Annotated in this window: 16 protein-coding genes; 7 read left to right on the top strand and 9 right to left on the bottom strand. The window is 43.0% G+C overall.

The features are described 5' to 3' along the window. Positions 1 to 22: 22 nt before the first annotated feature. Positions 23 to 1156 (bottom strand): clostripain-related cysteine peptidase, encoded by a 1134-nt coding sequence (locus P3L47_RS03925; RefSeq protein ID WP_277782745.1) that lies wholly within the window; start codon positions 1154 to 1156, stop codon positions 23 to 25. A 120-nt stretch (positions 1157 to 1276) separates the two neighbouring features. Between P3L47_RS03925 and P3L47_RS03920 the strand changes: the two genes are divergently transcribed. Further along, positions 1277 to 1837 carry a DUF3575 domain-containing protein gene (locus P3L47_RS03920; RefSeq protein ID WP_277782744.1) on the top strand — a complete coding sequence of 187 codons (561 nt, stop codon included), beginning with the start codon at positions 1277 to 1279 and terminating at the stop codon, positions 1835 to 1837. 7 nt (positions 1838 to 1844) lie between these two features. Next, positions 1845 to 2375, top strand: a complete 531-nt coding sequence (locus P3L47_RS03915) for a DUF3868 domain-containing protein (RefSeq protein WP_277782743.1) — start codon at positions 1845 to 1847, stop codon at positions 2373 to 2375. Between the two features lie 1063 nt (positions 2376 to 3438). Here the strand turns inward: P3L47_RS03915 and P3L47_RS03910 are convergent. The 5 genes from P3L47_RS03910 to P3L47_RS03890 form a co-directional block, all read right to left on the bottom strand. Next, positions 3439 to 4335, bottom strand: coding sequence for a fimbrillin family protein (locus P3L47_RS03910; protein ID WP_277782742.1), 897 nt, complete (start codon positions 4333 to 4335; stop codon positions 3439 to 3441). Positions 4336 to 4518: 183 nt separating this feature from the next. After that, on the bottom strand, positions 4519 to 5487 hold the full coding sequence (locus P3L47_RS03905) for a fimbrillin family protein (RefSeq protein ID WP_277782741.1): 969 nt from the start codon (positions 5485 to 5487) through the stop codon (positions 4519 to 4521). Positions 5488 to 5545: 58 nt separating this feature from the next. Continuing rightward, positions 5546 to 6463 (bottom strand): DUF5119 domain-containing protein, encoded by a 918-nt coding sequence (locus tag P3L47_RS03900; RefSeq protein WP_233577053.1) that lies wholly within the window; start codon positions 6461 to 6463, stop codon positions 5546 to 5548. Between the two features lie 126 nt (positions 6464 to 6589). Then, on the bottom strand, positions 6590 to 7441 hold the full coding sequence (locus P3L47_RS03895) for an AraC family transcriptional regulator (RefSeq protein ID WP_122361287.1): 852 nt from the start codon (positions 7439 to 7441) through the stop codon (positions 6590 to 6592). A 9-nt stretch (positions 7442 to 7450) separates the two neighbouring features. Further along, positions 7451 to 8980 carry a glycoside hydrolase family 10-like protein gene (locus P3L47_RS03890; RefSeq protein WP_122361286.1) on the bottom strand — a complete coding sequence of 510 codons (1530 nt, stop codon included), beginning with the start codon at positions 8978 to 8980 and terminating at the stop codon, positions 7451 to 7453. Between the two features lie 144 nt (positions 8981 to 9124). On the opposite strand from P3L47_RS03890, the gene uvrA reads away from it, so the two are divergent. After that, the gene (gene uvrA / locus P3L47_RS03885) at positions 9125 to 11911 is read left to right on the top strand and encodes an excinuclease ABC subunit UvrA (protein ID WP_277782740.1); all 2787 of its coding nucleotides are present in this window, start codon (positions 9125 to 9127) and stop codon (positions 11909 to 11911) included. Between the two features lie 82 nt (positions 11912 to 11993). On the opposite strand, the gene P3L47_RS03880 is transcribed toward uvrA, so the two are convergent. Both P3L47_RS03880 and P3L47_RS03875 read right to left on the bottom strand, forming a co-directional pair. After that, on the bottom strand, positions 11994 to 12536 hold the full coding sequence (locus P3L47_RS03880) for a DUF4840 domain-containing protein (protein WP_122361283.1): 543 nt from the start codon (positions 12534 to 12536) through the stop codon (positions 11994 to 11996). Between the two features lie 83 nt (positions 12537 to 12619). Further along, positions 12620 to 15025 carry an ABC transporter permease gene (locus P3L47_RS03875; protein ID WP_277782739.1) on the bottom strand — a complete coding sequence of 802 codons (2406 nt, stop codon included), beginning with the start codon at positions 15023 to 15025 and terminating at the stop codon, positions 12620 to 12622. Between the two features lie 227 nt (positions 15026 to 15252). Here P3L47_RS03875 and P3L47_RS03870 point away from each other — a divergent pair, with 227 nt between their 5' ends. Then, positions 15253 to 16464 carry an MFS transporter gene (locus tag P3L47_RS03870; RefSeq protein ID WP_277782738.1) on the top strand — a complete coding sequence of 404 codons (1212 nt, stop codon included), beginning with the start codon at positions 15253 to 15255 and terminating at the stop codon, positions 16462 to 16464. A gap of 104 nt (positions 16465 to 16568) precedes the next feature. Here P3L47_RS03870 and P3L47_RS03865 read toward each other — a convergent pair whose 3' ends face one another. Further along, a complete protein-coding gene (locus P3L47_RS03865) occupies positions 16569 to 17462 on the bottom strand; it encodes a PfkB family carbohydrate kinase (protein WP_277782737.1) in 894 nt (297 codons plus the stop codon). Positions 17463 to 17571: 109 nt separating this feature from the next. Here P3L47_RS03865 and P3L47_RS03860 point away from each other — a divergent pair, with 109 nt between their 5' ends. The 3 genes from P3L47_RS03860 (at position 17572) to P3L47_RS03850 (ending at position 26053) form a co-directional block, all read left to right on the top strand. Next, positions 17572 to 18537, top strand: coding sequence for a helix-turn-helix domain-containing protein (locus tag P3L47_RS03860; protein ID WP_277782736.1), 966 nt, complete (start codon positions 17572 to 17574; stop codon positions 18535 to 18537). A 45-nt stretch (positions 18538 to 18582) separates the two neighbouring features. Beyond that, positions 18583 to 20925: a DUF2339 domain-containing protein gene (locus P3L47_RS03855; RefSeq protein ID WP_277782735.1), complete on the top strand. Its 2343-nt coding sequence runs from the start codon at positions 18583 to 18585 to the stop codon at positions 20923 to 20925. Between the two features lie 730 nt (positions 20926 to 21655). Beyond that, positions 21656 to 26053, top strand: coding sequence for a DUF6383 domain-containing protein (locus P3L47_RS03850; protein ID WP_277782734.1), 4398 nt, complete (start codon positions 21656 to 21658; stop codon positions 26051 to 26053). Positions 26054 to 26213: the final 160 nt, after the last annotated feature.

Here is a 26213-nt window from a genome sequence, read left to right as displayed (position 1 = left end):
GTCACGAGAACTGGTTAATTTTTTATTCATAAACGGCTTTATACCACGCCAGCTGTTTATACCAATCGGCTAACTTTGTCAGAGACGGTTGGGGAACGAAGACAGACAGACCGGAATAATGCTCGATTTTCTTCGCTCCATACAATGCAGCATAATAGGAATAAGGAGTGGTATATTTACTGACAACAGCTTTCTCCATGCAGGCATTGAAGCGCTCGTACTGTTCGTTATTAGCCAGATGTCGGATAAAATCATCGAAATCATAAAGCATATGCGGCTTGCTTGCCGTCAGATATTCCAGTATCTGCATTTCCGACAAAGGCAATGCATAAATATCCTCTTCCGTTTTGTCTTTCAATATCTCGTTGACAACCGAAGCCAGCTCGTCCAGTTCGCTGGACTTGATCAGAGAAACCGTACCATATGGTCCGCCGCTGTTATTGTTGTAGTAGTCATAGAAACTTTTGGCAACCATCTCCAGGTCGGCTTCTTCCTTAAATAAGGCAGGCAGGAAATTCTCATAAGGAAATCCGCGGGCAAGCACTTCCGTTGGCGATCCGAGAAAATAATCCGTTTTGTCTTTCAGCTCATATGCACATTCAATGCCGCTCATATAACAGGCATCGAACAGCATAAAGTCGAAATGAAAACCTTCCAAAGCTTCGTTTATCTCTGTTATTTCCATGTATTTCTTGTTCTCTTCGCCAAAAGAACGCAAGGAACTGTAATTGCCGGGTAACCAGGATGTACCATGACTGGATAAAATGAAGCCGTAACTTTCAGCAGGAAACAATTCGGTCACCTCCTGAATCACATTATGCATAGTCTCCGGTGAGATAGCACTTTGATTTTCATAAAAACGAATCGTGTCCGTGACTATTGTTCCGTTCTTGTCTTCTTTTATCTGGAACAGGTAAGAATTGCTTTTATTTTCCGAATAATAGACAACCAAATTTCCTCCGTTCAGTTCTTTGTTGGAGGCTACGGTCATCATTTTGGTGATATTGGCGCGAAGATAGCCTCCCAGATTACTGGCAACCATATAGGCGAGTACCGTACGTTTTGGTGTTCCTGTCGGATGATCGATCTCCTCTTTTTCGCAACTAGCCAGCAAGAAAGCACAGAGAATACTATAAATGATAAATTTGATTTTCATGTCTTGTTTATTTCATTGCAAAGTTACGTATAATTTGTTTGCATCTAATGATTTATATTTCTTTATTTCTATCTTTGTGTGCTAATTGATTTTAAAGCATGTAGAGAAAAAGAAACGAATATGAAAAAGATACTGTTCATCGCATTGCTTTTGTGTTGTTTCGGTGGGGGAATGAAGGCTCAGACCGTGGCTGTCAAGTCTAATATCCTGTATGATGCAACTGCAACAGTGAATTTGGGTGCCGAAGTGGCTTTCAGCCGACATTGGTCATTGGATATCTCCGGAAATTATAACGGGTGGGATATCGCGAGTGACAAGTCATGGCAACATTGGATGGTGCAGCCCGAGGCCCGTTATTGGTTACACGAAAAGTTTAACGGGCATTACTTCGGTGTTCATGGTATTTATATCGATTACGATATCTCGAATTCAAACTTCATGTCGGTGATGAAAAAGAAATTTGCCTACAACGGCAACGGCTATGGCGGTGGTATTTCTTATGGGTATCAGTTGTACCTTTCTCCGCATTGGAACATTGAATTTTCTGCGGGAGTCGGTTTTGTACATTTCGAATACGACAAATCGGCGTATCCTTCCAATGGCGAGACTGCCTATAAATACCGTAATGACTACTTCGGACCGACCAAACTCGGTGTTAGTATTGTATATATAATTAAATAAGTGAACGATGAAAACTCCGGTCTATATATTTCTTTTTCTGTTGATCATGCAGCTGTGTCCTGTCCGGTTGCTGTCGCAGACGCAAGCGCAGGCTACTGTTTACAATGGTTTCGTCAATATCAAGCAGAACAAGGCTGAGGTAGAGAACGGCCAGTTGAAACTGGATATGGATCTTTTGCTGAGCGGTTTGTCGGTAGGGCGTTATCAGACGTTGGTGTTGACTCCGGTATTGCGTAACGGCAATCATTCGTTCCGTTTTGCACCTGTCCGTATTAATGGGGCGAACAAGCAAAAGATGTATGAGCGTACCATCGCTTTTGAGGGAAAACGGGTGGCTGACGGAGAGGCTTATGTGGTTCTGAAAAGTAATCCGTCCTTATTGCAGGAGGTCAACTATAAGAAAGTGATTTCTTTCCAGCCATGGATGGAAGACGCTGAACTGATTCTTATCGGTGAGTTGAATAATTATGATGATATTCCGGTTCAGACGTATACGAATGTCCTGACCGATCATTTTTATATTCAGATGGCTGAATAATACATAGTAAAACTGCATTTAACCGTTCATCGTTCACCTTTTCGCAATCATCCTTTGATAATTAAACAGTGATGGGTGAATAGTCGGGGTGAACGGTTTCGTAAAAAGGTGAACGGTTGGCGTAAACCATTCACCTATCTCGTCCTGATTTTGGTTGACTGTGTATTAAGAAAATCCTGTTATAGGTTGTCTGCAAATGTAAAAAAGTAGACGAACCTCTGTCTTTTTAGGGCTTCTTATGTTTAGCCTGTATGTTATTGATCACTACATGGAAAGTCCGGACTGACTAAGCCAAAGGTCATAATCTTTTTGCTTAACGACCACCGTCGTTAAGCTTGATGAGCGACGTCGCAAACCTTAACGGCCTTGGTCGCAAAGCTTGACGATGGTGGTGTGCGGAACTGTAAGTCGTGACTACTGAGTTAGTTGGTAGTAGGTTTGATAGTAAAAGATACTGTGTGCAAAGATAGTTTTGAGTAGTCCGTGTGCGAAAATAGTTTTGAGCTGCCCGTTTGCAAAGATAGTTTTGAGTTCCCGGATAACTGTTTTATAAGAAGGTGAACGGTTTAGAGGTGACCGTTCACCTTTTTATCAAACCGTTCACCCCAACTGTTCACCTGTGAGACGGTAATAATCAAAGGATGGATGTAAAAGGTGAATGGTTGAAAGGTATATTCTCAAATTCGCTAGTTGTTTGAAAGGTGTATTGCTCAAATTCGCTAATGTATGATGATTATAGCAACTAGGAGCCCCGTCGGGGCGAGCCAAATTACCCCAGTGTTTTAGCACTGGGTATCAATATCTTACCCGTTTTATCCCCTAAGCCCTGTAAGGGCGTTACAAGAAGTTTGTATTCCTTGTTTCGTCCTTACAGGACTTAAAAAACGAGAGAATAACCTGTTGATACCTAGAGTTAAAACTCTGGGCTAATTTGGGGTCAGGCTTACAGCCTTCAAGACAACGACGCTAATTGGCTCATTTTTCGTGTAATAATAAAAGTCTCCTAATCGGATATGACGGTGTAGCTACTGATAGTGATTTCTGAATGGATAAGAATAATCGTTTAGAAATAAACCGTTTCGTCGCTTGTGCCGCCATCCTGCCAGGGAGTGATGCTGCCTGAGATGCTGATATTTTGTGCCTGTATGGTGAAAGAGTAGGTTTGTTTTTTTCCTCCTTCAAACGCCTTTTTAGATTCGATGCGGTAATCCTTGCCACTCATTCGAACGATGAAAACAGGATTCTCTATCGGGTAAAGAAGGTGGTTTGTAACGATTGTTACTTCGGTCGGTGTCATTGCTACGCTCTGATTGTCAATAAGCGTGTAAGGTGTTGTTGAGGCGACTGCGCTTAGCTTACCGGTTTGTACGTTTAACTGCATGGTGGAGGGATAATTTTCCATCGAAATGCTTTGTAGAATCATATCTTCCTTGATATCATCCGCTTTTTTGAATTTAAGAGTGATGGCGGATAGGATATGGTTGAAAGATAGATTGACAGGGGTATCTCCTTGTGTTTTACTAAGATTCAGTACAGGGGTTGCCCACATGATATCGTCTTGTTTTTTTAGGTCGAATGGGATACTCAAAGGAGCGGTAGTTGCTGCTTCGGTATAAGGGTGATAAGCGTAAATGTTGAGTAAGGTGTCGGGGTTCACAGGGTAATGAGCGTGGGCGTCAGTGATTAGTTCTGAATTGGAAGATTTGGTATAAAGCTTGTTGTTTAAATCCTTACGTATGCTGGTATTGCTGATGTCCTCGTTGATTTTGTGCCCCCAACTAAAAATACCTACTTGAGAACTTTCGGGTAATGTCGTTCCCTCAATAAGAGTTTTGGAGGTTATGATCTTCTCTCCGAAATGTATTTCGGTATTGTCAAGAACTGCAATGTCTCTTTCGTTTCCGTTATTGCAACTTAAAAATACAATGAGAAATGTAATAAGATAAATAATGGGTTTCATTTATTCTTGCAGTTTAAAAGGATGATTGTCTATATGTAGGAAGAGGATGTGCCAAAAGTTTAAGGAACGCAGAATACGCAGACAGAGCGCAGAGTTACGCAGACCATTTAATAAAATAGATCTGCGAAAATCTGCGTATTCTGCATTATCTGCGGTCGCACGGGAAACTAAAATAAGTCTGTTTTAGATATCAGCACTACCACTTGCTTCAGTCCAGTCATTTATACTAGCATTTCCACTAATACTTTGAGCTTTAACTGTTAGTGCTATGGTGTAAGCTGTGCCTGCAGAGAATTTACCACTAGAAACGCCTGGTATAGTGGCTGTTAATGTGTTATTCGGGAAGGCTGAAGAAGAGACCTCTACTGTGATTGATGTAATATCGGGTTCTAACATAACTCCTTCTGTAGCAGTAGAGGCAGTTTCTGTAAGAGCTGTCGAGGGTGTATTATTTATAATGATTCCTTCGGTGATACTTCCGGCCCATGTTGTTAATTCCCCTGTTGCGAGGTTCATATTACAAGTGTTATGAATATCGGCTTTGCTGGCTTTTGTGATTTTCATAGTTGTAATTTGTATATTATCAGCAACACCTGCTGCTTTTTGTAGGGTGAATTTTATTTGAGTAAGTTTATGTTTGAAACTTATTTTTTGAGTACCAGGTGCTAATCTTGTTCCTACATTTACAGAAGAAGCATATAGTATATCTTCTGCTCCTGTAATAGTGATAGGCATTACATTTCCGGTCTCAAGTTTAGGATCTGTACTTAGACCTGTATAAACCCCAACAAAATGAACTTTGTTATTATTAACTGGGTAATATTGTATATTACTATCGAAGTCAATAGTTCCATCGGTTGGTATTTTTACTTTGATGGGAGTAAGCTCTGTAGCAGTACTCCAATCTACAGATTCTGCATCGCTTTCTTGTTTATATAGAAATACATTTGCTACCTCAGATGTCGGTTTTCCATCTGCATCACTTTCAATTGCGGCTTTGGTGGTAATACTTCCTACTCCTGCATTCAACTTTATCTCCACCTTTGCATCCTTCGGATTCACTTCGTCTACCGGATCACTCTCGCTTGTACAAGCGGTCATTGCTGCAAATGTTGCAGCAATGGTTAACATATTAAATACTAATGCTTTCATAATTATAAAAATTAAATTGTTTGAACTTTATTATTGCTTATTATTTAAATTACTCGATTTACTCGATGGTCATGTTGTCGCCGGCAGATACTTCCCAGTTTTTGATTGTTACGGAGAAAGTGACATTCTTTTCTACAGCTACCGATACGTCTACATTTACATGGTCGCCTTCCGCCTCGCCTATTGAGTTTCCCAGGTCGAGAGAGGAAGAGATGGTACTTCCGTCATTGAGGGTGAAATCCAGCTTTACCTCGTTGGTGGGGAGGACGGGCGGCTTTTCTCCTGTTTTGGGGGCAGTTCCCAGTATCAATAGATTGGTTTTGACTCCTTCCGCTGAAGTCGTCGTTTCAAAGTTTACTGTTGTTGTTTTATCCGGTACGATCTCTTGTTTGCTCAGGTTGAAGGCGGCAGGTATCCCTGACAGTTCCCCTTTGCACTCTTTTATGTGCTCCATGCCGTCGACTTTGATGTCGATCGTTACTTCGCGGATCAATGAAGCCATCTTGAACTCACGTTCGTTGTTTGTTCCTTCGTTGGCTTCCACTTCCAGTTCGTTGATGGCTATTCCATATAAAGGAGTGCGTACTGAAGCTCGGGTTCCCGTTGCTTTCGTCTCCGGGATGAATGCTTCTGCCGTTTCGTAGGTGTTCATGTTGCGGAATTCGATATTGTCGGCATCGCAATTGAAAACCAGTAAGCGGTATTTATCCGGTGGCAGTGTGAACTTCAGGCCGTCGGCATCGCCTTCGATCTGGGTCATCGCACCCTTTTCCATGGGATAAAAGCAGTAACGTACTTTCTTCGGGCTTTCATAACCACTCAAGGCCTGTTCCCATTTCAGCGAATATGAGATAAAACCGTAGGAGGACTGTTCCGGCTCTTCCTTCGTACTGCATTTAATGAAGCATGTAATGATCATTAATATGCAAGCGGCAATTCCGCACGAGCAACCTATTTCTCCTCTTATTATCATCATCAGATATTCTTTGAAATTCAATTACTTTTTCTTTATGACGCAAATGTATCGGGAAAAAGCATGCTGAAAATTGCTTTTTCTATCCAATAAGTTGTAAAAAATGCGAGAGTTGTTGATTTTTACTGCTTATTCCTCTTTTTTCGTCCGCAAGGCACGGGGAGACATGCCGAAATTGGCACGGCAGAAATGGGAGAAGTTGGAAAGGGATTCGAAACCATATTTGTAGCTGATCTCGGATATGGACATTTCGGTTGTGGTCAGGTCAGTCTGGATGTCTTCGCATTTCTTTTTCAGCATCCACTGGTAAACAGGTTCGCCGAAAGTCTCTTTGAACAGGCGGCGGAAAGTCGGCGTACTGTAACCTCCCAGCTGTGCAAATGCTTCCACGTCTTTCGCTTTCATATAGTTCTGCATAACGAAATAACGGAAACTCTTGCTGTACCGGTAGATCGGGGAGTAGAAAGCGGCAAGTTCTTTTAATGTATAGTAGCAGTTGAGCAGGTATACTAGCTCTGTCCGTTTGGCATTCAGAAAACCGGCACACAACAAGTCATCGTTCAGATACATTCGTATGCCTTCTACGAAGTATCGCAGGGGCGGACACATATTCATCACGATCGATTCAATACGTGAAGTTTCTGCAATACTTGCTCCTTTACTAAAACGTTCATTGCAGACATTGATCGGTCGCTCGAACAGATAGAGAACACATTCGGTGGCTTCAAGTATTTTGAATTCAACTTTTGAACCGATCGGTTGCAGAATAAATTGTCCTTCATGGAAAGTGGTGTCGGGATGTTCTTCGCTGTTGACCCATACGCTACCTTTCAGCAGAAAATACAATGTATTCTGCAGGCAGCGTTCCCGGGGAATGATGATCCCTTTGGGGTAAGAACGATATTTAAAGATGTGTTTCCTATATTCCGGACAGGAGCCACAATCTGTGAATTTGCTATATCTCAGGTCGGAAGAGAACATAGACACCCTTTATAATTTTACCTTTATACTCTTACCGTCGCTTTCATTATGGAAACGGTCTACGGCGGTCACAATATAGCGATATTTTTTCTTTCCGTTGTCATAAGGCATTAAAAATCTTGTGTTCCGGGTGATTTTTGCTATTTTGGCAGGGTTGCTGAGGTCGATCGGTTCTTTGTCCTCGAACCGGTAAACGACGAAGTAGGAGGCAAGCTCCGGATTTGTCGGACTTTGTTCTGCCTGCCAGTGCAACATGTAACCGTCGGGGGTCCATTCCTTTTTCAGTTTCTTCACCTCCTGCGGTGCCCGGTTATGCATATGGGTATAAGCCGGGATCAGTGCCGGATAACGGTGATAGTTTCTTTTCAGGCTATCCGCCACGCCTTTGTTGTTCCACAGCAGTTCGTTGGCAGGCCAGAAGCAGTTGCCTTTCACTTTCGACAAGGAGCGTTCGTAAAGCATTTTACGTGTCAGCTGGTCCGCCTTCATCGTGCGTGCCACGTCCTGTCCGATATACAGGTGAGGACCTTCGAGGGTCGCGTTCTTGTTCCACCACTGGATCAGGGTGATATAGTCGGCTGCCGTATGACCTATCTCCCAGTATATCTGTGGCATGTTATAGTCGATCCATCCTTCTCTAACCCAACGCAGGATATCTGCATACAGGTCGTCGTAGTTCTGCAGGCCGTTGGTGTTGCTGCCGGAATTGTCGGGCGTGCTTTTCTTGTTTCGGTAGATACCGAACGGGCTGATACCGAAACGTACCCAGGGTTTGGTCAGCAGTATCGTCCGTTTCAGTTCGCGGATCAGGGTGTTCACATTCTCCCGTCGCCAGTCGCCTCGCTGTGCTTCGGTATATCCTTTGTTCAGGCCGTATTTTCGGAAACTGTTATCATCGGGGAAAGGCATTCCCGGAGCAGGATACGGATAGAAATAGTCGTCCATATGGATGGCATCCACGTCGTAACGGCTGACGATGTCGCGTACCACCTTGCAGATGAACTCGCGGTTCTGAGGCAGTCCCGGGTCGAACAGGATCTGTTTGTTGTAAGTGACGAACCATTCCGGGTGCTGGTGGTAGATATGCGAATCGGCAAACCTGGTGTTGCCTGCCGTACTGGCACGGTAAGGGTTCAGCCAGGCATGAAACTCCATATTCCGTTTGTGGCATTCCTTGACCAGAAATTCCATCACGTCGAAATCGCCGGCAGGAGCGAGACCCTGCTGGCCGGTATAGAAGCGGCTCCAGGGTTCGATGTCCGATTTATAGAACGCGTCCGCTTCGGGACGGACCTGGAAGATGATGGCGTTGATACCGCAGGATTGCAGGTAATTCAACTTGCGTACAAAATCTTTCCGCATCTGTGCCGGAGTCATGTCTTTATATTCTCCTTGAAAGGCTGTCTGGATCCAGGCTCCCCTGAATTCCCGTTTGTCTTTTCCTTCTGTTTCGCGGACGGGTAACTGGCGTGTAGTCGAACAGGAGGTAACTACAAAAAGGATCACTGCCAGAAGCAGCCGGATATACTGATTGTTCATGAATCTTGTCTGGTTTGAGATTATAGTAACACTTTTTTATTCGGGGCAAAGATAATAAATAATAACAAACCCGAATACCTCGAAACTAAGAATCGGGTTATCGTTTCTTTTTGCTATTTTTGTATCCTTATTTGGAAAAGATTTATGTCTGAAAACAATTCTATATTTATCAAAGGGGCTCGTGTCAATAATCTGAAGAACATTGATGTAGAGATCCCACGCGACAAACTGGTCGTCATAACCGGATTATCCGGCAGCGGCAAATCTTCACTTGCTTTCGATACGTTATATGCCGAGGGACAGCGCCGCTATGTGGAAAGCCTTTCATCGTATGCCCGCCAGTTCCTGGGGCGTATGAGCAAGCCGGAGTGTGACTATATCAAAGGCATTCCGCCCGCTATCGCGATCGAGCAGAAAGTGAATACCCGCAACCCGCGTTCGACGGTGGGGACATCGACGGAGATTTACGAATACCTGCGGTTGCTTTATGCCCGCATCGGCAAGACGATTTCGCCGGTGTCGGGGATGGAGGTGAAGAAGCATCAGGTAAAAGACATTATCAGCGAAGTCCTGTCCTATCCGGCAGGTACCCGCTTCGCCGTGTTTGCTCCCGTAGTTCTGCCGGAAGGGCGGAGTATGAAGGAACAACTGGAGATATTACAGAAAGAAGGGTATACCCGTTTGTCGATCGACGATACGGCTCACCGTATCCAGGAGGTGATGGCGGACGAGGCGTTGCTTGCTTCTCCCAATATCGAACTGCTGATCGACCGTCTGACAGTCTCGGACGACAAGACATTGAAGAGCCGTCTTGCCGACTCGGCGGAAACGGCATTCTTCGAAGGGCATGACACCTGTATCATCCGTATCTATGCTGCCGAAGGAACGGTGGTGAAAGAATATTCGAAGAAGTTTGAGGCGGACGGCATTACGTTCATCGAGCCGACCGATATGATGTTCAGCTTCAATAACCCGCTGGGAGCCTGTCCGGTCTGTGAAGGATTCGGCAAGGTGCTGGGGATCGATGAGAATCTGGTGGTGCCGGATAAAAGCCTGTCGGTTTACCAGGGAGCGGTAGTCTGCTGGAAAGGCGAAGTGATGGGAGAGTGGCTGAAAGAGTTTATCGCCAAGAGCGAGAAATACAACTTCCCGATCCATCGTCCTTATTACGACCTGACGCAGAAGGAGAAAGATCTGCTGTGGCACGGTGCCCGGGGATTGCATGGCATCGACGACTTCTTTAAGTTTGTAGAAGAGAATCTGTATAAAATACAATACCGTGTCATGCAGGCGCGTTACCGCGGAAAGACGACCTGTCCTTCCTGTAAAGGTGCCCGGCTGAAACCGGAAGCGCTTTATGTGAAAGTGGGCGGAAAGAATATTGCCGAACTGGTATCGTTGCCTATCACGGAAGCCAAAGCGTTTTTCGATAATCTGGTGCTGGACGAAACGGATGCCGCTGTGGCTAAACGTCTGCTGACGGAGATTATGAACCGCCTGCAGTTCCTGCTGGATGTGGGGCTGGGTTATCTGACGCTCGACCGCCTGTCGGCTTCCTTGTCGGGTGGTGAGAGCCAGCGTATCAATTTGGCGACTTCGCTGGGTAGCAGCCTGGTCGGTTCCTTATATATATTGGATGAACCGAGTATCGGACTGCATTCGCGGGATACCGACCTGCTCGTAAAGGTGTTGCGCCAGTTGCAGGCATTGGGCAATACGGTGGTCGTGGTGGAGCATGACGAGGATATCATCCGGTCGGCCGATTATATCATCGATATAGGTCCGAAGGCAGGCCGTCTGGGTGGTGAAGTGGTCTACCAGGGCGATGTGAATAACCTGCAGACCAGCAGTAACAGCCATACGGTACGTTACCTGACCGGTGAAGATAAGATCGAGGTTCCGGCTTTCCGCCGTTTGTGGAATAATTATATAGAGGTAAAAGGGGCACGCAAGAATAATCTGAAAGGGATCGATGTGAAATTCCCGCTGAATGTGATGACGGTGGTTACCGGTGTCAGCGGTTCGGGAAAGAGTTCGCTGGTGCGCGATATCTTTTATGAAGGGGTGAAGCATTACCTGGATGAAGCCGCCCGGCTGATGGTGGACTGTTCAGGTTTGGAAGGGGATATGAAGATGATCGAAGGGATCGAGTTTGTCGACCAAAATTCGATCGGTAAGAGTTCCCGTTCCAATCCGGTGACTTATATCGGCGCTTACGATGAGATCCGTAAGTTGTTCGGCGAACAGCCGCTGGCAAAACAGTTGGGATATACGGCTGCTTATTTCTCTTTCAATAAAGAGGGAGGCCGTTGCGAAGAGTGTAAGGGGGACGGACGTATTACGGTAGAGATGCAGTTCATGGCGGATATCACCCTGGAATGTGAAAGTTGCCACGGTAAGCGTTTCAAACAGGATGTGCTGGATGTGGAATATTTTGGCGTGAGTATTTACGATATGTTGGAAATGACTGTCAACCAGGCGATCGAATTTTTCGAACAGCATCCCGGCTCGCAGGAAAAGAAAATTATCAAGAAGCTGAAGCCGTTGCAGGATGTTGGTTTGGGCTATATCAAACTCGGACAGACTTCTTCTACCTTGTCGGGTGGTGAGAACCAGCGTGTGAAGCTGGCGTATTATCTGGGGCAGGAAAAGCAGCAGCCTACTTTGTTCGTATTCGACGAACCGACTACCGGTCTGCATTTCCATGACATCAAGACGTTGTTGAAAGCATTTAATGCCTTGATCGATAAAGGTCATACCGTGGTGATCATCGAGCATAACATGGATGTGATCAAATGTGCGGACTATTTGGTCGACTTGGGACCGGAGGGTGGTAACGCCGGCGGTTATCTGGTTTGTGCCGGAACACCGGAAGAGGTGGCTCTATGTCCGGAATCGTATACGGGAAAATATTTAAAAGAAAAATTGTAGTAATATCATAGAAAAAGCGGTGTGCCGGAGGAATCCAATGGTACACCGCTTTTTATTTGAGCGTTTAATTATTATTTACTTCTTACTTTTTATTCATGTCGAATGCCAAATCAATCGGATTCTGAAGAGCATTCGCTTCACCTAACTTAGCTTCTGTTGCTGTTAAGTCGAATTTAAAGTTCTTTTTGTCGATAGCATAAGATGCTTTCTTGTCTGCAGTAATAGTAACGACTACTGCTGCGTTTTCTCCTAACGGAATGTTCAGAGGTTCCGGTTTCAGTGTGATAATAACAGAATCATTAGCTGCGTTCATCGCTGCAGTATAATTTACTTTATATGCCAGGCTGTCGCCGATTAAAGCAATGATACCGGCTGCAGCTTCTTTACCTACGACCGCTTCTACTAATGGCTGGTAAGGGAATGCTTCGAAAATGACAGAATCATTAGCTACTTTCAGATCTAATTCTTTGGCATCAGCTTCGAGATATTTCATCGTACCGCTATAGTTGCCATTCACTTCTTCCACTGTAGGAACAGCAGGAGTGTCGTCATCATCACAAGAGGTAAAAGTCATACCTACTACAGCTAACATCATCACAATCGACCATTTCAACGTCTTCTTCATCTTTCTTATTTTTTTAATGTTAATAAATTATGTACGACTATTAAGATGGGATGAAGTTGGAAAATGCTGCATATTGATTTTAATTAATCACTTTTTATTACCTCTGCAGGGTTTTTGTTTGCTGCTTTTAACACCTGACTTAATATTGTGGCAGATACTAAAAGGCTTGTTATTAATATGATAAACATAAATGTCCAACTATTTATCCCGATCGGATTGGGATACTGTTCTAACCATTTTTTTACAAAAATATAAGCTGTAGGTAATGCAATAAGGTTGGCTACAAATGTCAACAATACATATTTTCTGAGAAACATATAGATTATCTCTGTTGATGAGGCTCCTGTGACTTTCCGGATGGCTATTTCTTTTTTTCGTTGCTGCATATGGGATGATGACACGGAGTAAATGCCAAAGATAGAGATCAATACGCAGAGTGCGGCTAATAAAGAGAATAACCGGAGGCTGGCGTTTTCTGTCCGGGTCAACTGGTTCAGCCAATCATTTACGGTCATAGCCAGGCTGGGTGTGAATCCTTCCGGACTGATATGGGCGATCATTTCCCTGACAGCTTTCAGGGCTTCCTTTTCTTTTCCCGGTTGCGTACGCAGATAGAAATAGTTATCATAGAAAGCCCAGTATTCAATAATTGTAGGTAATATAGGATTGCGCAGACTTTGTGCGTGGAAATCGTCTACTACACCGACTATTTCGTAATAGATCAGGTCAGGTTTTTCTCCTATCAACGGATTTTTTTTACTGATCATTTTACCGATAGGGTCAGTAAAGCCGAGGAGATTAGACATCTGTTTGTTGATTAGTACTTTGCGACAATAAATGCTTGAAGGGTCATTGGGAGCCATGTCCGATTCATTCAGGTAACGCCCTTTAAGCAAACGGATACCCATGCTTTGTGCAAAGTCGATACCTGCCCGCAACAGATAGATTTCATATGCTTGTCCGGTAGGTTTGTTATCCCATCCGATCTCTTTCTCTGTTGAGAACTTATCGTGTGACAAAAAGAAGTTTCCCCCACGTATACATTGGGTAATAGACGGTATCTTTTTAATCTCTTCCTGAAACTGACTATAAATTTTATCGGAAATCTGCACCTGGATCAGATTTTCTTTATCGAATCCCATATCCGTGTTTTTCATCCGGTCGATCTGTAAGAACAGGATGAGTGAGGAAAACATGAATCCGATACAAATGACCAGTTGTAATCCGATATTTAATTTCCGTATCCATTCACGCCCTGCCAAATGTACCGCTTTGCCTGTTTTGACCGCATCTGCCAATCTGTAAATAAAACGACTAATGAATGCGAAAATGATCAGGAGTAACACTAACCATCCGAGGCTGCCGATCCAGGCCAGTTTGATATAAAGTTCGTTTTTTGAGAGAATCGTATCTAATATCTGTTCAATATAGGGAGTGAACTGCTCGATAATAAAGAATCCGGTCAGTAATGCTAATAGTACCTGGATAGATATCTCTATTGTCATTTGGATAAAAAGGTTTCGTTTGACGGCTCCGAGGGAAGAACGTAACTTGAACTCTTTTGAGCGCTCAAAGATACGGTTTACCTGCAGATTGGAGAAATTGAACAAGGAACATAATAAAAGCAGTAGTGCGGCAATGACGAAAGTCCGGATATAATTCAGATTGAAGGACATTTCCGAGCCGAGTTTATACCGGGCATCAGCGATAGGTGTAATTTCGATATATAGATTTGGATTGTATTGGTGGTCAATCGTATAAGTCCTGAGTTTTTTACGGAAAGCTTTTGTATCTATATTTTTTTGAAGGCATACATACATTTCATTCGGAGGAAAATTCCAGTAATATTCGGGAGAGTTGTCAGTGAAATTCTCTTTCTTACCGGAGCTGTAATATCCTTCTTGTCGGAATACGGTATTGACGGGAGGGTTCTCGACGACTGCGGTGACGGTCATAGTGAAACCATATTCATTAATAAGAATGTTGCCGATCGCTTCTTCCGGACTTCTCCAGTGTTTTAAGGCAAACTCTTTTGTTATCATTAGGTTATAGGTCGTATTGTTGTTGTTTGAGAAAATAGCATCGGACTGACTGCCAGCGATTACTTTTGGAGGGAAAAGTTTGATGAATTCTTTGTCAACATTTCTGAATTGAGGTGAACCGATCATTTTGCCATCACAAGTATAGGTATAGCCGCCTTGAAAAAGTGAGGTTGCGTATTTTGCTTCGACAAAATCTTCATTCAATACGGAGCATAGAACTGCCGGTGCTCCCGGCATGATTTTGCCTGTCTGTTTGTCTATAGTGTAAATTCTATAAATCTGTGGAGACTCCGGATAGAAACTGTCGTATGATGTTTCATAGGTGTACCAATGGTAACCGACTGTAAAAAAGGTTAGTCCGATAGCCAGTCCCAAAATGCTGATCAGTGATTGTGTCTTATATTTAACCAGATTTCGTATACCTGTTTTGAAGTAGTGCTTTATCATATCTGCTATTTGTGATATCATCCTATCAAATAATATGCCATTTATTTATATGGTTGTTAATTAAATGCTTATCTACAATATTGATATTTTATAAAAGTGCTCAATCGCACGTTGGGCGTTCGGTTTCGCACGCAAAAAGAAGAGGACCTCCAAGCTATAATACCATTTTTTGTGTTGTATCCTATTCTTATTGAGTATCTTTGTCTGTTCAATAAATATTTGACGAAATGGATTCTACTAACCATGCTATTTATCCGAGAGAGCGCATACGTTTTGCGGTTCTTTCCTTTTTTCTTGCCCAGGGACTTTGTTTTTCGAGCTGGGCAAGTCGTATTCCCGATATTAAGGAGTTTTTTACGGTGAACGATGCTCTGTATTGGGGAATTGTCTTGTTTATGATTCCGGTAGGGAAGTTTGTGGCCATTCCGCTGGCTGGTTATCTGGTGTCGAAGCTGGGAAGCCGCATCATGGTGCAGATAAGTATTATGGGATATGCCTTGTCGCTGTTTGCGATCGGAACGGCTTTGAATATCTATATGTTGGGCGCATTCCTGTTTTGCTTTGGGGTGTTCTGGAACTTATGCGACATATCGTTGAATACGCAGGGGATAGGCATTGAACGGCTCTACGGGCGGACGATCATGGCATCCTTTCACGGAGGATGGAGCCTGGCGGCATGTATGGGGGCGTTGATCGGCTTTATCATGATTGTTTCGGATCTTACTCCGTTCTGGCATTTTACATTGATCGCCGTATTGATTCTGTTCCTTACCATGGTGAACCGTAAGTATTTGCAGGAAGATATTGTTGTTGCCGACGTGAAAGAAGAACCGGCTGCAGATAAATCGGAGAAATGGCAATATATCCGGAAGCCGGAAATGCTGCTGATCAAGTTGGGACTGGTCGGATTGTTTGCACTGGTGGTGGAGAGTGCGATGTTCGATTGGAGCGGCGTTTATTTTGAATCGGTATTGCAGGTGCCTAAGTCTTTACAGATCGGATTCCTGGTGTTTATGGTCATGATGACTGTAGGGCGTTTCCTGGCTAATTATGCCTATCGGATTTGTGGAAAGCAACGGGTACTGCAACTGTCCGGCGCTTTTATTTTTATCGGGTTCTTTATCTCGGCGTTACTGGGCAGCACGTTCGACTCCATGGCCTTGAAGGTGATTGTCAACTCTTTCGGTTTTATGCTGGTGGGGCTGGGTATATCGAGTATGGTTCCGACCATCTATAGTTTGGTCGGTGCCAAGTCGAAGACACCCGTGGGGATTGCCCTTACCATCCTTTCAAGCATCAGCTTTATCGGTTCGCTTATTGCACCATTGCTGATCGGTGCTATATCACAAGCATTTAATATGGAGTATGCCTATATGGTTGTCGGCTTGCTGGGACTTTGCATTCTGTTGATGACGACATTCAGCAAGGCGTTTAGATAGTTGATAGTTGACAAGTGACAGTTGACAGTTCTTTCGACTTTCTGTCGATTTATTCATACAACGCGAATCCTGACTGTCATCTGTCAACTGAGAATATTTATTTGCTAAATCTCCGGAAAACGTAGTTCTGCTGTTTCCATACAACGGATGACTTCCTCTTTTGTACCGCTGAAAGGGCCTGAAGCCTCTATCTTCAGGGTCGACATAGCAGCGGCAAAACGGCCGGCTTCTTCTATGGAAGCACCTTTGGCACGCTGATACAGGTAACCGGTCATATAGGTGTCACCACAGCCGGTGGCATCTACCACTTCCCTGGGTTTGTAGGCGGGGATCTTATGGAAGGTCTTTCCGTCGTATATCACGGAACCGAGGCTGCCCAGTGTGATCAGTACCTCCTTTACTCCCCAGTCATACATTTTTTGTGCAGCGCCCACTACATCATCATGGCCTGTCAATACTTCCATTTCATGTTCGTTCGCTTTCAGGAAATGAATATATTTTAAAGCCTCCTCTTTTTCGGTCCAGTCGACGGCGTATACGTTCTTATCACGTACTTCGCGTAGATATCCCTGAGAGTCGGCGGACACAAGTCCTTTTCCAGCCATAAACTTTACAACGTCCAAAGAGAAATCGTCGGCAAGCAGGCTGCCCAGGTGGATGATACGTGCCTGTATATCTTTCAGGTAATCGACCGTGAACGGATCCGCTTTCGCCAGAACCCGCTGTGTACGGTTGTCCTGATTCTCGCCATAGATGTTTTCGAAATAAACGGAATGTTTGCTGGGCATGACTGAAACATCGATCCCTTCCGACCGTAGTTTCTCCACTTCTTTCATTTCAGTTTCAGCCAAAGCCGTGATCAGCGAATAATCGATATCGTTGAAATGTTTGATAGCATGCGAGAAGTAAAATGCGGTTCCTCCCGCCATATGTACCGTATTTTTCGGGGTCACTATTTTATCTAGTGTGATGTGACCGATACAACAAAGATCGTGCATAATATAATATTGTTGATAAGCGTACAAAAGTAGTCAAAAATGTGCATTGGTAGGAATGCTTCTTTATTTTTCTTATTTTTGTGTGTTGGCAATTATTAAAATGGATGTTATGAGTAAAGACCTGATTTACGAAAAGTTAATCAGCGCGATCAGAGAAAAGATACCCCACAAAGCCACCTTAACCAATGCATTGGTTGATTTACTGTGCATAGAGAGAGAAGCCGTATACCGCCGGATGAGGGGCGATGTCGCTTTCTCGTTTACGGAGATAGCAGCGATCTCCAATAAGTTCGGGATTTCGTTGGATAGTCTGGTTGGAGAATCTGCGGCAAAGAGCCGCCCTTACCAGCTGAGCCTGGTGGAGTATGTCGATCCGATCGAGGATGATTTTAAGATGTGGAGGATCTACAATGAACGGTTGCATAGCGTTCGCAACGATCTTTCTTCCTGCAGCGTGGAGTGTATGAATGTACTTCCTGCTACTTTCCTGCTGGACTATGACTATATCACCCGTTTCTACTTATGTAAATGGTATAATCAGTATGGCGATTCGGATAAGGCGGTCCATTTCAGGGATATAGAGACTTCGGCGGAACTACTGGAAGTACAGCGGGTGACAGCTGCGGAATCGAAGTATATCAGGAAGACTTCTTATATTATGGATCCGCTGATTTTCCAGTATATCGTGAATGATATCCAGTATTGCCGCAGCATTCATCTGATAGACGAGGAGAATGTCCGTCTTTTAAAACAGGAACTGCTTCGTTTCCTCGACAATATGGAGATATTGGCAACCCGTGGCGTGCACAGCGAGACTGGTAACCCGATCCAGTTCTATATTTCCAGTATCAATTTTGATGCCAGCTACAGTTATTTGGAAACGCAGGAATATCAAATCAGTATTATTCGTGCATTTATTTTGAATACGGTTATCTCGCTGGACCGGAAAGCGTATGAGATAATTCGTAATTGGTTGCAGTCTTTGCTGAAATCATCTACAATGATCTCTGTCAGCGGAGAGCAGCAGCGTATTTTGTTTTTTGAAAAGCAAAGGAGGATTGTGGATAGCTTGTAATGTTAAATTAATCTGTATATTAGCGGCGTTCTTAACAAGATGCTTATGGAAACCCTGCTAGTCATATTGATCGTGGTTGTGTGGATCAGCCTGTATTCCCATATAAGTAAGATGAATAGCCATACGGATTCTTTACGAAAAGATCTGTATAGCTTGCGGAAATATATCGAGATCCAGTTGGAAGAACTCAAAAAACAGCAGGCAACAATGGCCCCTGTTGAAGAAAAACCGGAGGAAGCGGTTGTTTCCGTGCCTGTGGCTGAAGAAGTCGTAGTTCCTGTTATTCCAGTCACTCCTGTCACGGTGGTAGAAGAACGGACTGAAAGTGAGCAGGAAGAACCGCCCCTTCCTGTAAATATTGAAGAGAAGAAGGTCGTTCCTGAGCCTGTTATCAAACCTTTTGGGATTGTCAAGGAGAAGAAAAAGGTCGATTATGAAAAATATATCGGCGAGAATCTCTTCGGGAAGATTGGGATTCTGGTGCTGGTGGTCGGTATGGGGTTGTTCGTCAAATATGCCATCGATAAGAACTGGATCAATGAAGTGTTCCGTACGGTGCTCGGGTTTGTTGTCGGCGGAGGGTTATTGTTTTTATCTCAAAGACTTAAAAAGACATACCGAACGTTCAGCTCTTTGTTGGCGGGTGGCGCGTTTGCCATTTTCTATGTGACGGTTGGGATGGCCTATCATTATTATGGGTTGTTCAGTCAGGCGGCTGCCTTTATCATACTGGTGGTGCTGACGGTCTTTATGTCGCTTCTTTCCGTTCTCTATAACCGGCGTGAGTTGGCGGTTATCGCCTTGATAGGTGGTTTTATCGCTCCTTTCCTGGTAAGTAACGGGATGGGAAATTATTTGGTGTTGTTTACGTATATGACCATTTTGAATATGGGGATGTTCGGATTGGCACTCTATAAGAAATGGGGTGAATTGCCGCTTATCTGTTTTATCGCTACTTATGTGATTATGCTGGGCTATTCGATGGTCGCGGATCTGGATGTTGCCCGAAATGCGCAGCTGGTTCATCTGTTGCTTTTTTCTACGTTATATTATCTGATATTCCTGTTGCCCGTCGTATCGGTGTTGCGTACGGACGATAAGAAGATCAATCAGTGGCTGGTGATGACGGTCGTGCTGAATAATTTCCTGTATCTCTTTTTCGCCCTTTGGTTTTTACGTGAATTGCAGCTGCCTTATAATATTAAAGGTGTGTTTACGCTGTTTATTGCTTTGATCAATGGTGTGATAGCCTTTGCTGTACGTAAACGGGCGGCGGACAAAGGGTTGTTGCTGGCTTTGCTGACGGGTATGTTTTTGACTTTTATTTCGTTAAGCATACCGATCCAGTTGGAAGGGACTTTCATTACGTTGTTGTGGGCTACGGAAATGGTGGTTGTTCTATGGCTTTTCAGCCGGTTCGGGAAACCGGTGTATGCTTATTTCACTTATATACTCTTCTTCCTGACGCTTATTTCATATATGATCGATCTGGAGAATGCTTTGTCTGACGGTGTGGCTTCTTCGCTGTTCGTGAACGGGACGTTTGCTACCGGAATATTTACCGGTTTGGCGTTCGGTGTTTTCGCGTGGCTGATGGAGCGCAGGAAGGCTTCATTCACAACTGCTTCGAAGATTTCATATATGCCGTTCAATGCGATTGCCTTGTTGGTGGGGTGCGGAATAATCTATCTGTCGTTTATTGTCGATTTCTGTTTGAATATTACTTATTATCCGTTGGAGGAAAGTGCTTGCCTGGCATTTACCAGTCTGGCGTTATTGCTGTTATTGGTTGGATTGAGGAGACGTTTTGCTATCGATCGATATGCTGTTGTTTATGTAATAGCTGCCGGACTTTCTGTCTGTTTGTTCGTGTTGTTGTCACCGATAGTCAATGAGTATGGCGATACTTCTTTGCTTTTGTTGCAGTGGGGTGCGTTGGTTGTTGTGATTATTCATCTCTTTTTATTGGCAAGATATTACTATAGTTTCTTTGACTTCCGGCAGAAAAGGGCGAATCCGATGACTTCGTTTATTGCGATTGCTTCTACTGTTTTGTTTGCGGTCGCTGTTAATAATATGCTGCATCTGGCTGGTTGGGAGAATGAATCGAGTGCGGCTTTGTCTATTTCTCTGAGTATGGCGGGGTTTATTCAGATGTCGTTGGGTATGCGTCTGCATCTGAAGATATTGCGTATGATCAGCCTGGCGGTTTTCGGTGTAGTCTTGCTGAAGTTGGTCATTGTCGATTTGTGGCTGCTTCCGACGGTCGGGAAGATTATTGTTTTCATTATGTTGGGGGTAATCCTGTTGGTCTTGTCTTTCTTGTATCAGAAGCTGAAAAAAGTATTGTTTATGGATAATGAAGAGAATCTATTGACAAAAGAATGAAATACCTATATATTTGTAGTCAGAGACTTACCTTCTTTTCCTGTTTATTATCCTAATTATTTTATGTTTGACAGTCGTGGAACAGCTGTCTGACGGGAGTGGGACAGCTATCCCACCGCTGTCGGACAGCTGTTCGAGCCGTGTCGAACAATAAAAATGTGCCAGGTAAATTGGATTGTCAGGCGTATGGTTCCAAAAGATCTTTGGGGTAGTTGAACTTTTCCGGCAGGTAATGGGGAAGTGGTCCTTACTGATTGCAGGAAAGAGCCCGGTTGTTTTCAGTCGTGAAATGCTTGTAGAAAAGGGATGAAATCATGGTTTTTAAACGGTCCCTGAAAGTCTGTTTTTTTAAACGTCTGATTAACAGATTACTTCCCTTTAGTAATTAATGTACGCGCGTACATTAATATATAGGTCAAATTTGATATATAATATTATGGAAATTAGTGTAATACGAAGAGTTCGAAATGACGAGAAATAACGTTCCTTTTTTCTAGTCAACAAAATTAGCTATAACTTTTGAATGCGCAATCCTTTTTTAATATTTTTTTCTCAACCTATATGCTTTCTTATCAATTGAATAGCAAAGTTAGTACGAAATTATACCTTTTGGATACGAACCCCCGAAAAAATGACTAGAAAAAAGGAACGTTTTAGCTAGTCATTACAGCTATAGAACGTGTACAAAGAAGTTTTCATTAACATTAGTATTAATATTAAATTTAGAATTATGAACAAAAAGTTTTCTACGCTTGTTGCCAGCGTCCTGCTGGCGGGTGCCGTTGGAACTGTGGGGGCTGTTGTTCCTTACAACAGTTATGTGAAGAGTGCCGGTGTCGGTACTCAGGCAGAAACAGTTGTTAATGGTGTGTCCTATCAATTGACTTCAGGCACTAATGTTCTGGTTATGCAGGAACAGAGCAATGGTACTATGGCATTAAAGATGGTTGCTGCCGATGAAGCAGATTTGATGTCTTCTTTATGGACGATTGTATCTGAAGATGATGGTGAAGGTGGTGTGTCTTATACATTCATCAACAAAGCAACAGGTCTTCCTCTTGCATTCGATACAAAAGATGCAAAATTAGGTGGTGCAAATGCTACAAATGCAATGGGTAATGTTTCTTTGTGGAAATGGAGAACAGGAACTTCTGTCAAAGGTGCTAAAGATTTAGTGTCTTATTTCCATAAGGACTCTGCTTTGGTTTTGGAAAATAATGGTGGAGCGATTTCTGCAAAGAAAGTGTATGCAAAGACGACAACTCCTTCAAGTTCTTTTACTGTTGATGCATATCAGGCAGAGGAAGTTGTTTTAGGGGTTGATGCTTTGAACTCAATGTTGGGTATCCAGCCGACAGATGGCAAGATGAAATTAGGCTTCACTCGCGATCAGTTGAATGGTGTTGAGAACATTTGGTTAAAAGAATACACAGCAGTAACGGCTCTTGGTGAAAGTGTTGTTGCTAAAGCTGCGCAAGCTGCTGCTCAAGCTGCAAAGAATGTAAATACTCCTTCTGGAGTTGCAGATGCCATTATTGCAACAATTACTCCTAGCTATACAGCTGCTCAAAAAGAGATTGTATATACAATCGCAACAGAGGCTGCTAAAGGAAGTACAGTTACTGAAGCAAAAACAAAAGCGACTGCTGCTGTTGGTAAGTATACTTCAGCTCAAACTGCAGCGACTCATGAATATGATTATGCAGTGCTGCAACAGACTGCTATTAACGCTTTAACTGCTGCAACTTATGCTGAATTTGTTGATGCTGTGGATGGAGCTTCTGTTACAACAGCTTCTTTGCAGGATGATGCAAAAGACTTAGTTGCAGAAGCCGGTTATAGCTTGACTGCAGCAAAAACGGCTATCCAAGAAATGGAAGATGAATATGTAGCAAAAAAAGCTAGTGCAGATCAAAAGAAGGCTATCAGAGATTTAATTGATGCTGAGATTGATAAAGCTTCTAGTGCTAACTATGGTGATTTTATCGTAGCTCTCAAAGCAATTAATTTGCCCGCGGTGGATCAAACTATATTTAATGATTTAAAAGCTAAAATTGTCTCTGTCGAGGAAGCTGCTTGTAACGGTGGAGGTGGTACGTTTGATCTTACTACTGCTAAAACTGCAGCAAAAGCTACATTAGTAGATTATGATGCTGCTGCAGCAACGGCTGCTACTAATCTGACAGATGTTCAGGCAATTAATACTGAAGTTAAAGCATTGACTGGCGTTAATTCAAAAGCTGATTACGATGCTGCTGTAGAAGCAGTTGCCGTAGGTGCTTCATCTGCTACAGCCGACGAAATGAAGGCAGTTCAAAAGGCTATGAAAGCATTGGTTGCTGGTCCTGGTTTTGTAAAACCAACAGCTGAAGCAGTTTTAGCTGTAGTTCGTTCTTTTGAAGATGCTAAGTTGGCTGCAACAGAAGCAAATACAATTGCAACAACTGTAGGTTCTGCAGTTGCTGGCTATAATGGTGATAAAGCACAGGTTCTTGCCGCTATTAATGCAACAAAACAATCTTATTATTCTACAGAAGAAAATGATGCTGTAACAGCTATTCATGATGCTGCTAATGCAAAAACAGCTGTGGCTGAAGTTATTGATGCTGCTGTAGAAAAAGCTGCAGAATATGTTGGTGCTTCTGCTGATTATGTATCTTTGGCTTCAAATATCAATAAAACAGATGCAAGCAAGACTACATATCTGCGTGTAGATACTACTTATTTGACAACTGTATCTTCTGATAAGTATCAGTTGGCATTTGCTGTCGGTACATTTAATTCTGCATTGAAAAACTCTAAAAAACAGTTGGTTGATGCACGTTTACAAGAAGACTTCAATGGTCGTTATAGCTTCAAGTTCACTTATTATCCTACTCAGGATTCTTTGATGATTGAACCGGCTTCTTACATTTATCCATTTACTGACAAAGCATATGCTGATATAACTAATACAGAAGTTGCAACAGCTAAAGCTAAACCGGAATATGCTGGTCAGCAGGTTAAATTGGCTATTTTGGCTAAGGATCACCGTGAAGTGACAGTAGGTGTAGCTGATAAAACGAACACATCTACATCTGCTACAACTATCAACACTCGTATCTACTTGGGTGGAAATTCAAACTACGAACGTACAACTTTGGCTTCCGGTGTTTATTTCTTCAATCTGGTAACAGATCTGAAATCAAGAATGGATGACAATGGTAAATATCGTGTAGCTACTTATTGTGGTGATAACTGGAAAGCTTATGAAAACGAAGAAACAACTCAGCGTTTTGGTAAAGCTCAGGACTTCAATCACATGCCACGTACTCAGTGGGTTGTTGAACAGAACGAAGGCGTAGCTGGAATTCAGACTGTAACTATCACAAACCGTGAATTTGGTGTTCGTTATAATAATGTTCAATTGTACAAAGCTGGTGACAATGTATTTGCTCAGGTAGGTGCATTTGCTAATACTTCTGTAATTGATACATTGGCTTATACTAAGGTTGCTGACAAATATACATCAGACAAATACCTTGGTTACAAGAAGTTTGAAAAAGCATTAGACTACGAAAAATTCTACAACTTGGATTATCTGTCAGGTATGGAATTGGGTAACTATGTAAGCTTCAAGGGTGACTCTTCTGTTTATGTAGACCTGAAGGGTGGTAAGACATTCATCGAATTTGTTCCTGCTTCTGAAGATACTGAATTCGGTTATGCAAGCACAAAAGCTGGTGCTGTACAACTTTATAAAGCAGCTTATGCACTGCGTGTTCATAACGAAACATTGTTGACAACTGGTAGTTATTATGTAACAGTTGGTAAAGATGGTAAATCTTATGTAATCACTCACGAAACTAGCGGTATTACTCCTTCTTACTTTGTTCTGAAAGAAAATAACGAATTGGTTTCTGAAGAAGGTGACACTACTTGTTACTATGCATTGCAGCAAGTTTCACGTTATGTAGACGATAAGAAATTCTATGTAAATAGCGACTGGAATCGTGTAGGTGTACGTGACGCTTCAATGGCATTTACTGTAGAAGAATCTTGTTATCTCTCTCCGGAAAAACGTATTGCTACCTTCGCTGTAGTAGAAGACAACACTCCGTTGTATCGTCGTTTGGGCGTATCAAAGGCTGATGATGGCTTCCAGGATATGACAGTTCAGAACGGTAAGATCTATACAGTAAACAGTGCTGCTAAAGAATATCTGTATGAAGATGCAACAAGCAAATATTCAGCAGGTAAGAATATTAACTTCTTGGGTCTTGAAGGTAAGGGTGTAGATGCTAAATCAGCGATGTTCGTTGATACAGCTTATGTACGTGGAAACACTAACATGCCTCAGTATATGTTGGTAATGAATCCGCAGATTGTTAAGGCTGATACAGTTTGGTGTAACGCTACATCAACTCACAAACATGCTACATTGGCAGACTCCTTGGCTTGTCCTCACACAACTATTACTCCGGCTAGTATCACAGGTCGTTACCTGATCAATGCAGAAGACTCTGTTGCTGCTGGTGATAATAATTATGTATGGAATACTAAGTACACTCGCTTGGCATTTGTAGATGCTAAACATATCGGTGATACATTAGTAATCTTCCGTAATGGTAAAGCTAGCACTGCTGCAAAAGACTCTATCTTCTTAGGTAATAATGACCATAACAAGGTAACAACAGCAAGACCTAACGGTATTAAGAATCCGGTATTCGCATTCCGTTTGGTTAATGCAGATGCTTGTGACTTCCTGATCGAATCAGCAGGTGATCATAAGATCCCGTCAGATGGAACAGGTAAATGGGTTGCTATTAAGAATGGTGTTCCTGTTGTAGCTGCAATGGAAACTTATACAGATGCTATCCGTGACGCTGAAATCTTCAACATCGAACCGACTGACGAAGTTGCAACTTCTACAGATGCTATCGAAGCTGGTGAAGTATCAGTAATCGCAACTGACGGTGCTGTAATCGTTAAGGGTGCAGCAGGTAAGAATGTTATCATCAGCAACGTTCTTGGTCAGACAATTGCCAACACAGTTCTTTCTTCAGACGAAGCAACTATCGCAGCTCCTAAGGGATATGTAACAGTAGCTGTTGAAGGTGAAAAGGCTGTTAAAGCAATCGTAAAATAAGAAACATTTAAATTGAAATTTAAATCTGTTACGCGGTTGACCCCGTAGAGACGCACGCCGTGCGTCTCTACCACAAACCAACCAACTACCCTGCGACAGGTGAACAAGTAACAGTTTAATACTAAAGTAATAAAATAAAGTTCATCTGTCAATACTCCTG

Source organism: Parabacteroides chongii, assembly GCF_029581355.1.
GTDB classification, from domain to species: domain Bacteria; phylum Bacteroidota; class Bacteroidia; order Bacteroidales; family Tannerellaceae; genus Parabacteroides; species Parabacteroides chongii.
The sequence above is the reverse complement of the archived record's forward strand: the minus strand, read 5'-3'. Positions and strand labels throughout refer to the sequence as shown.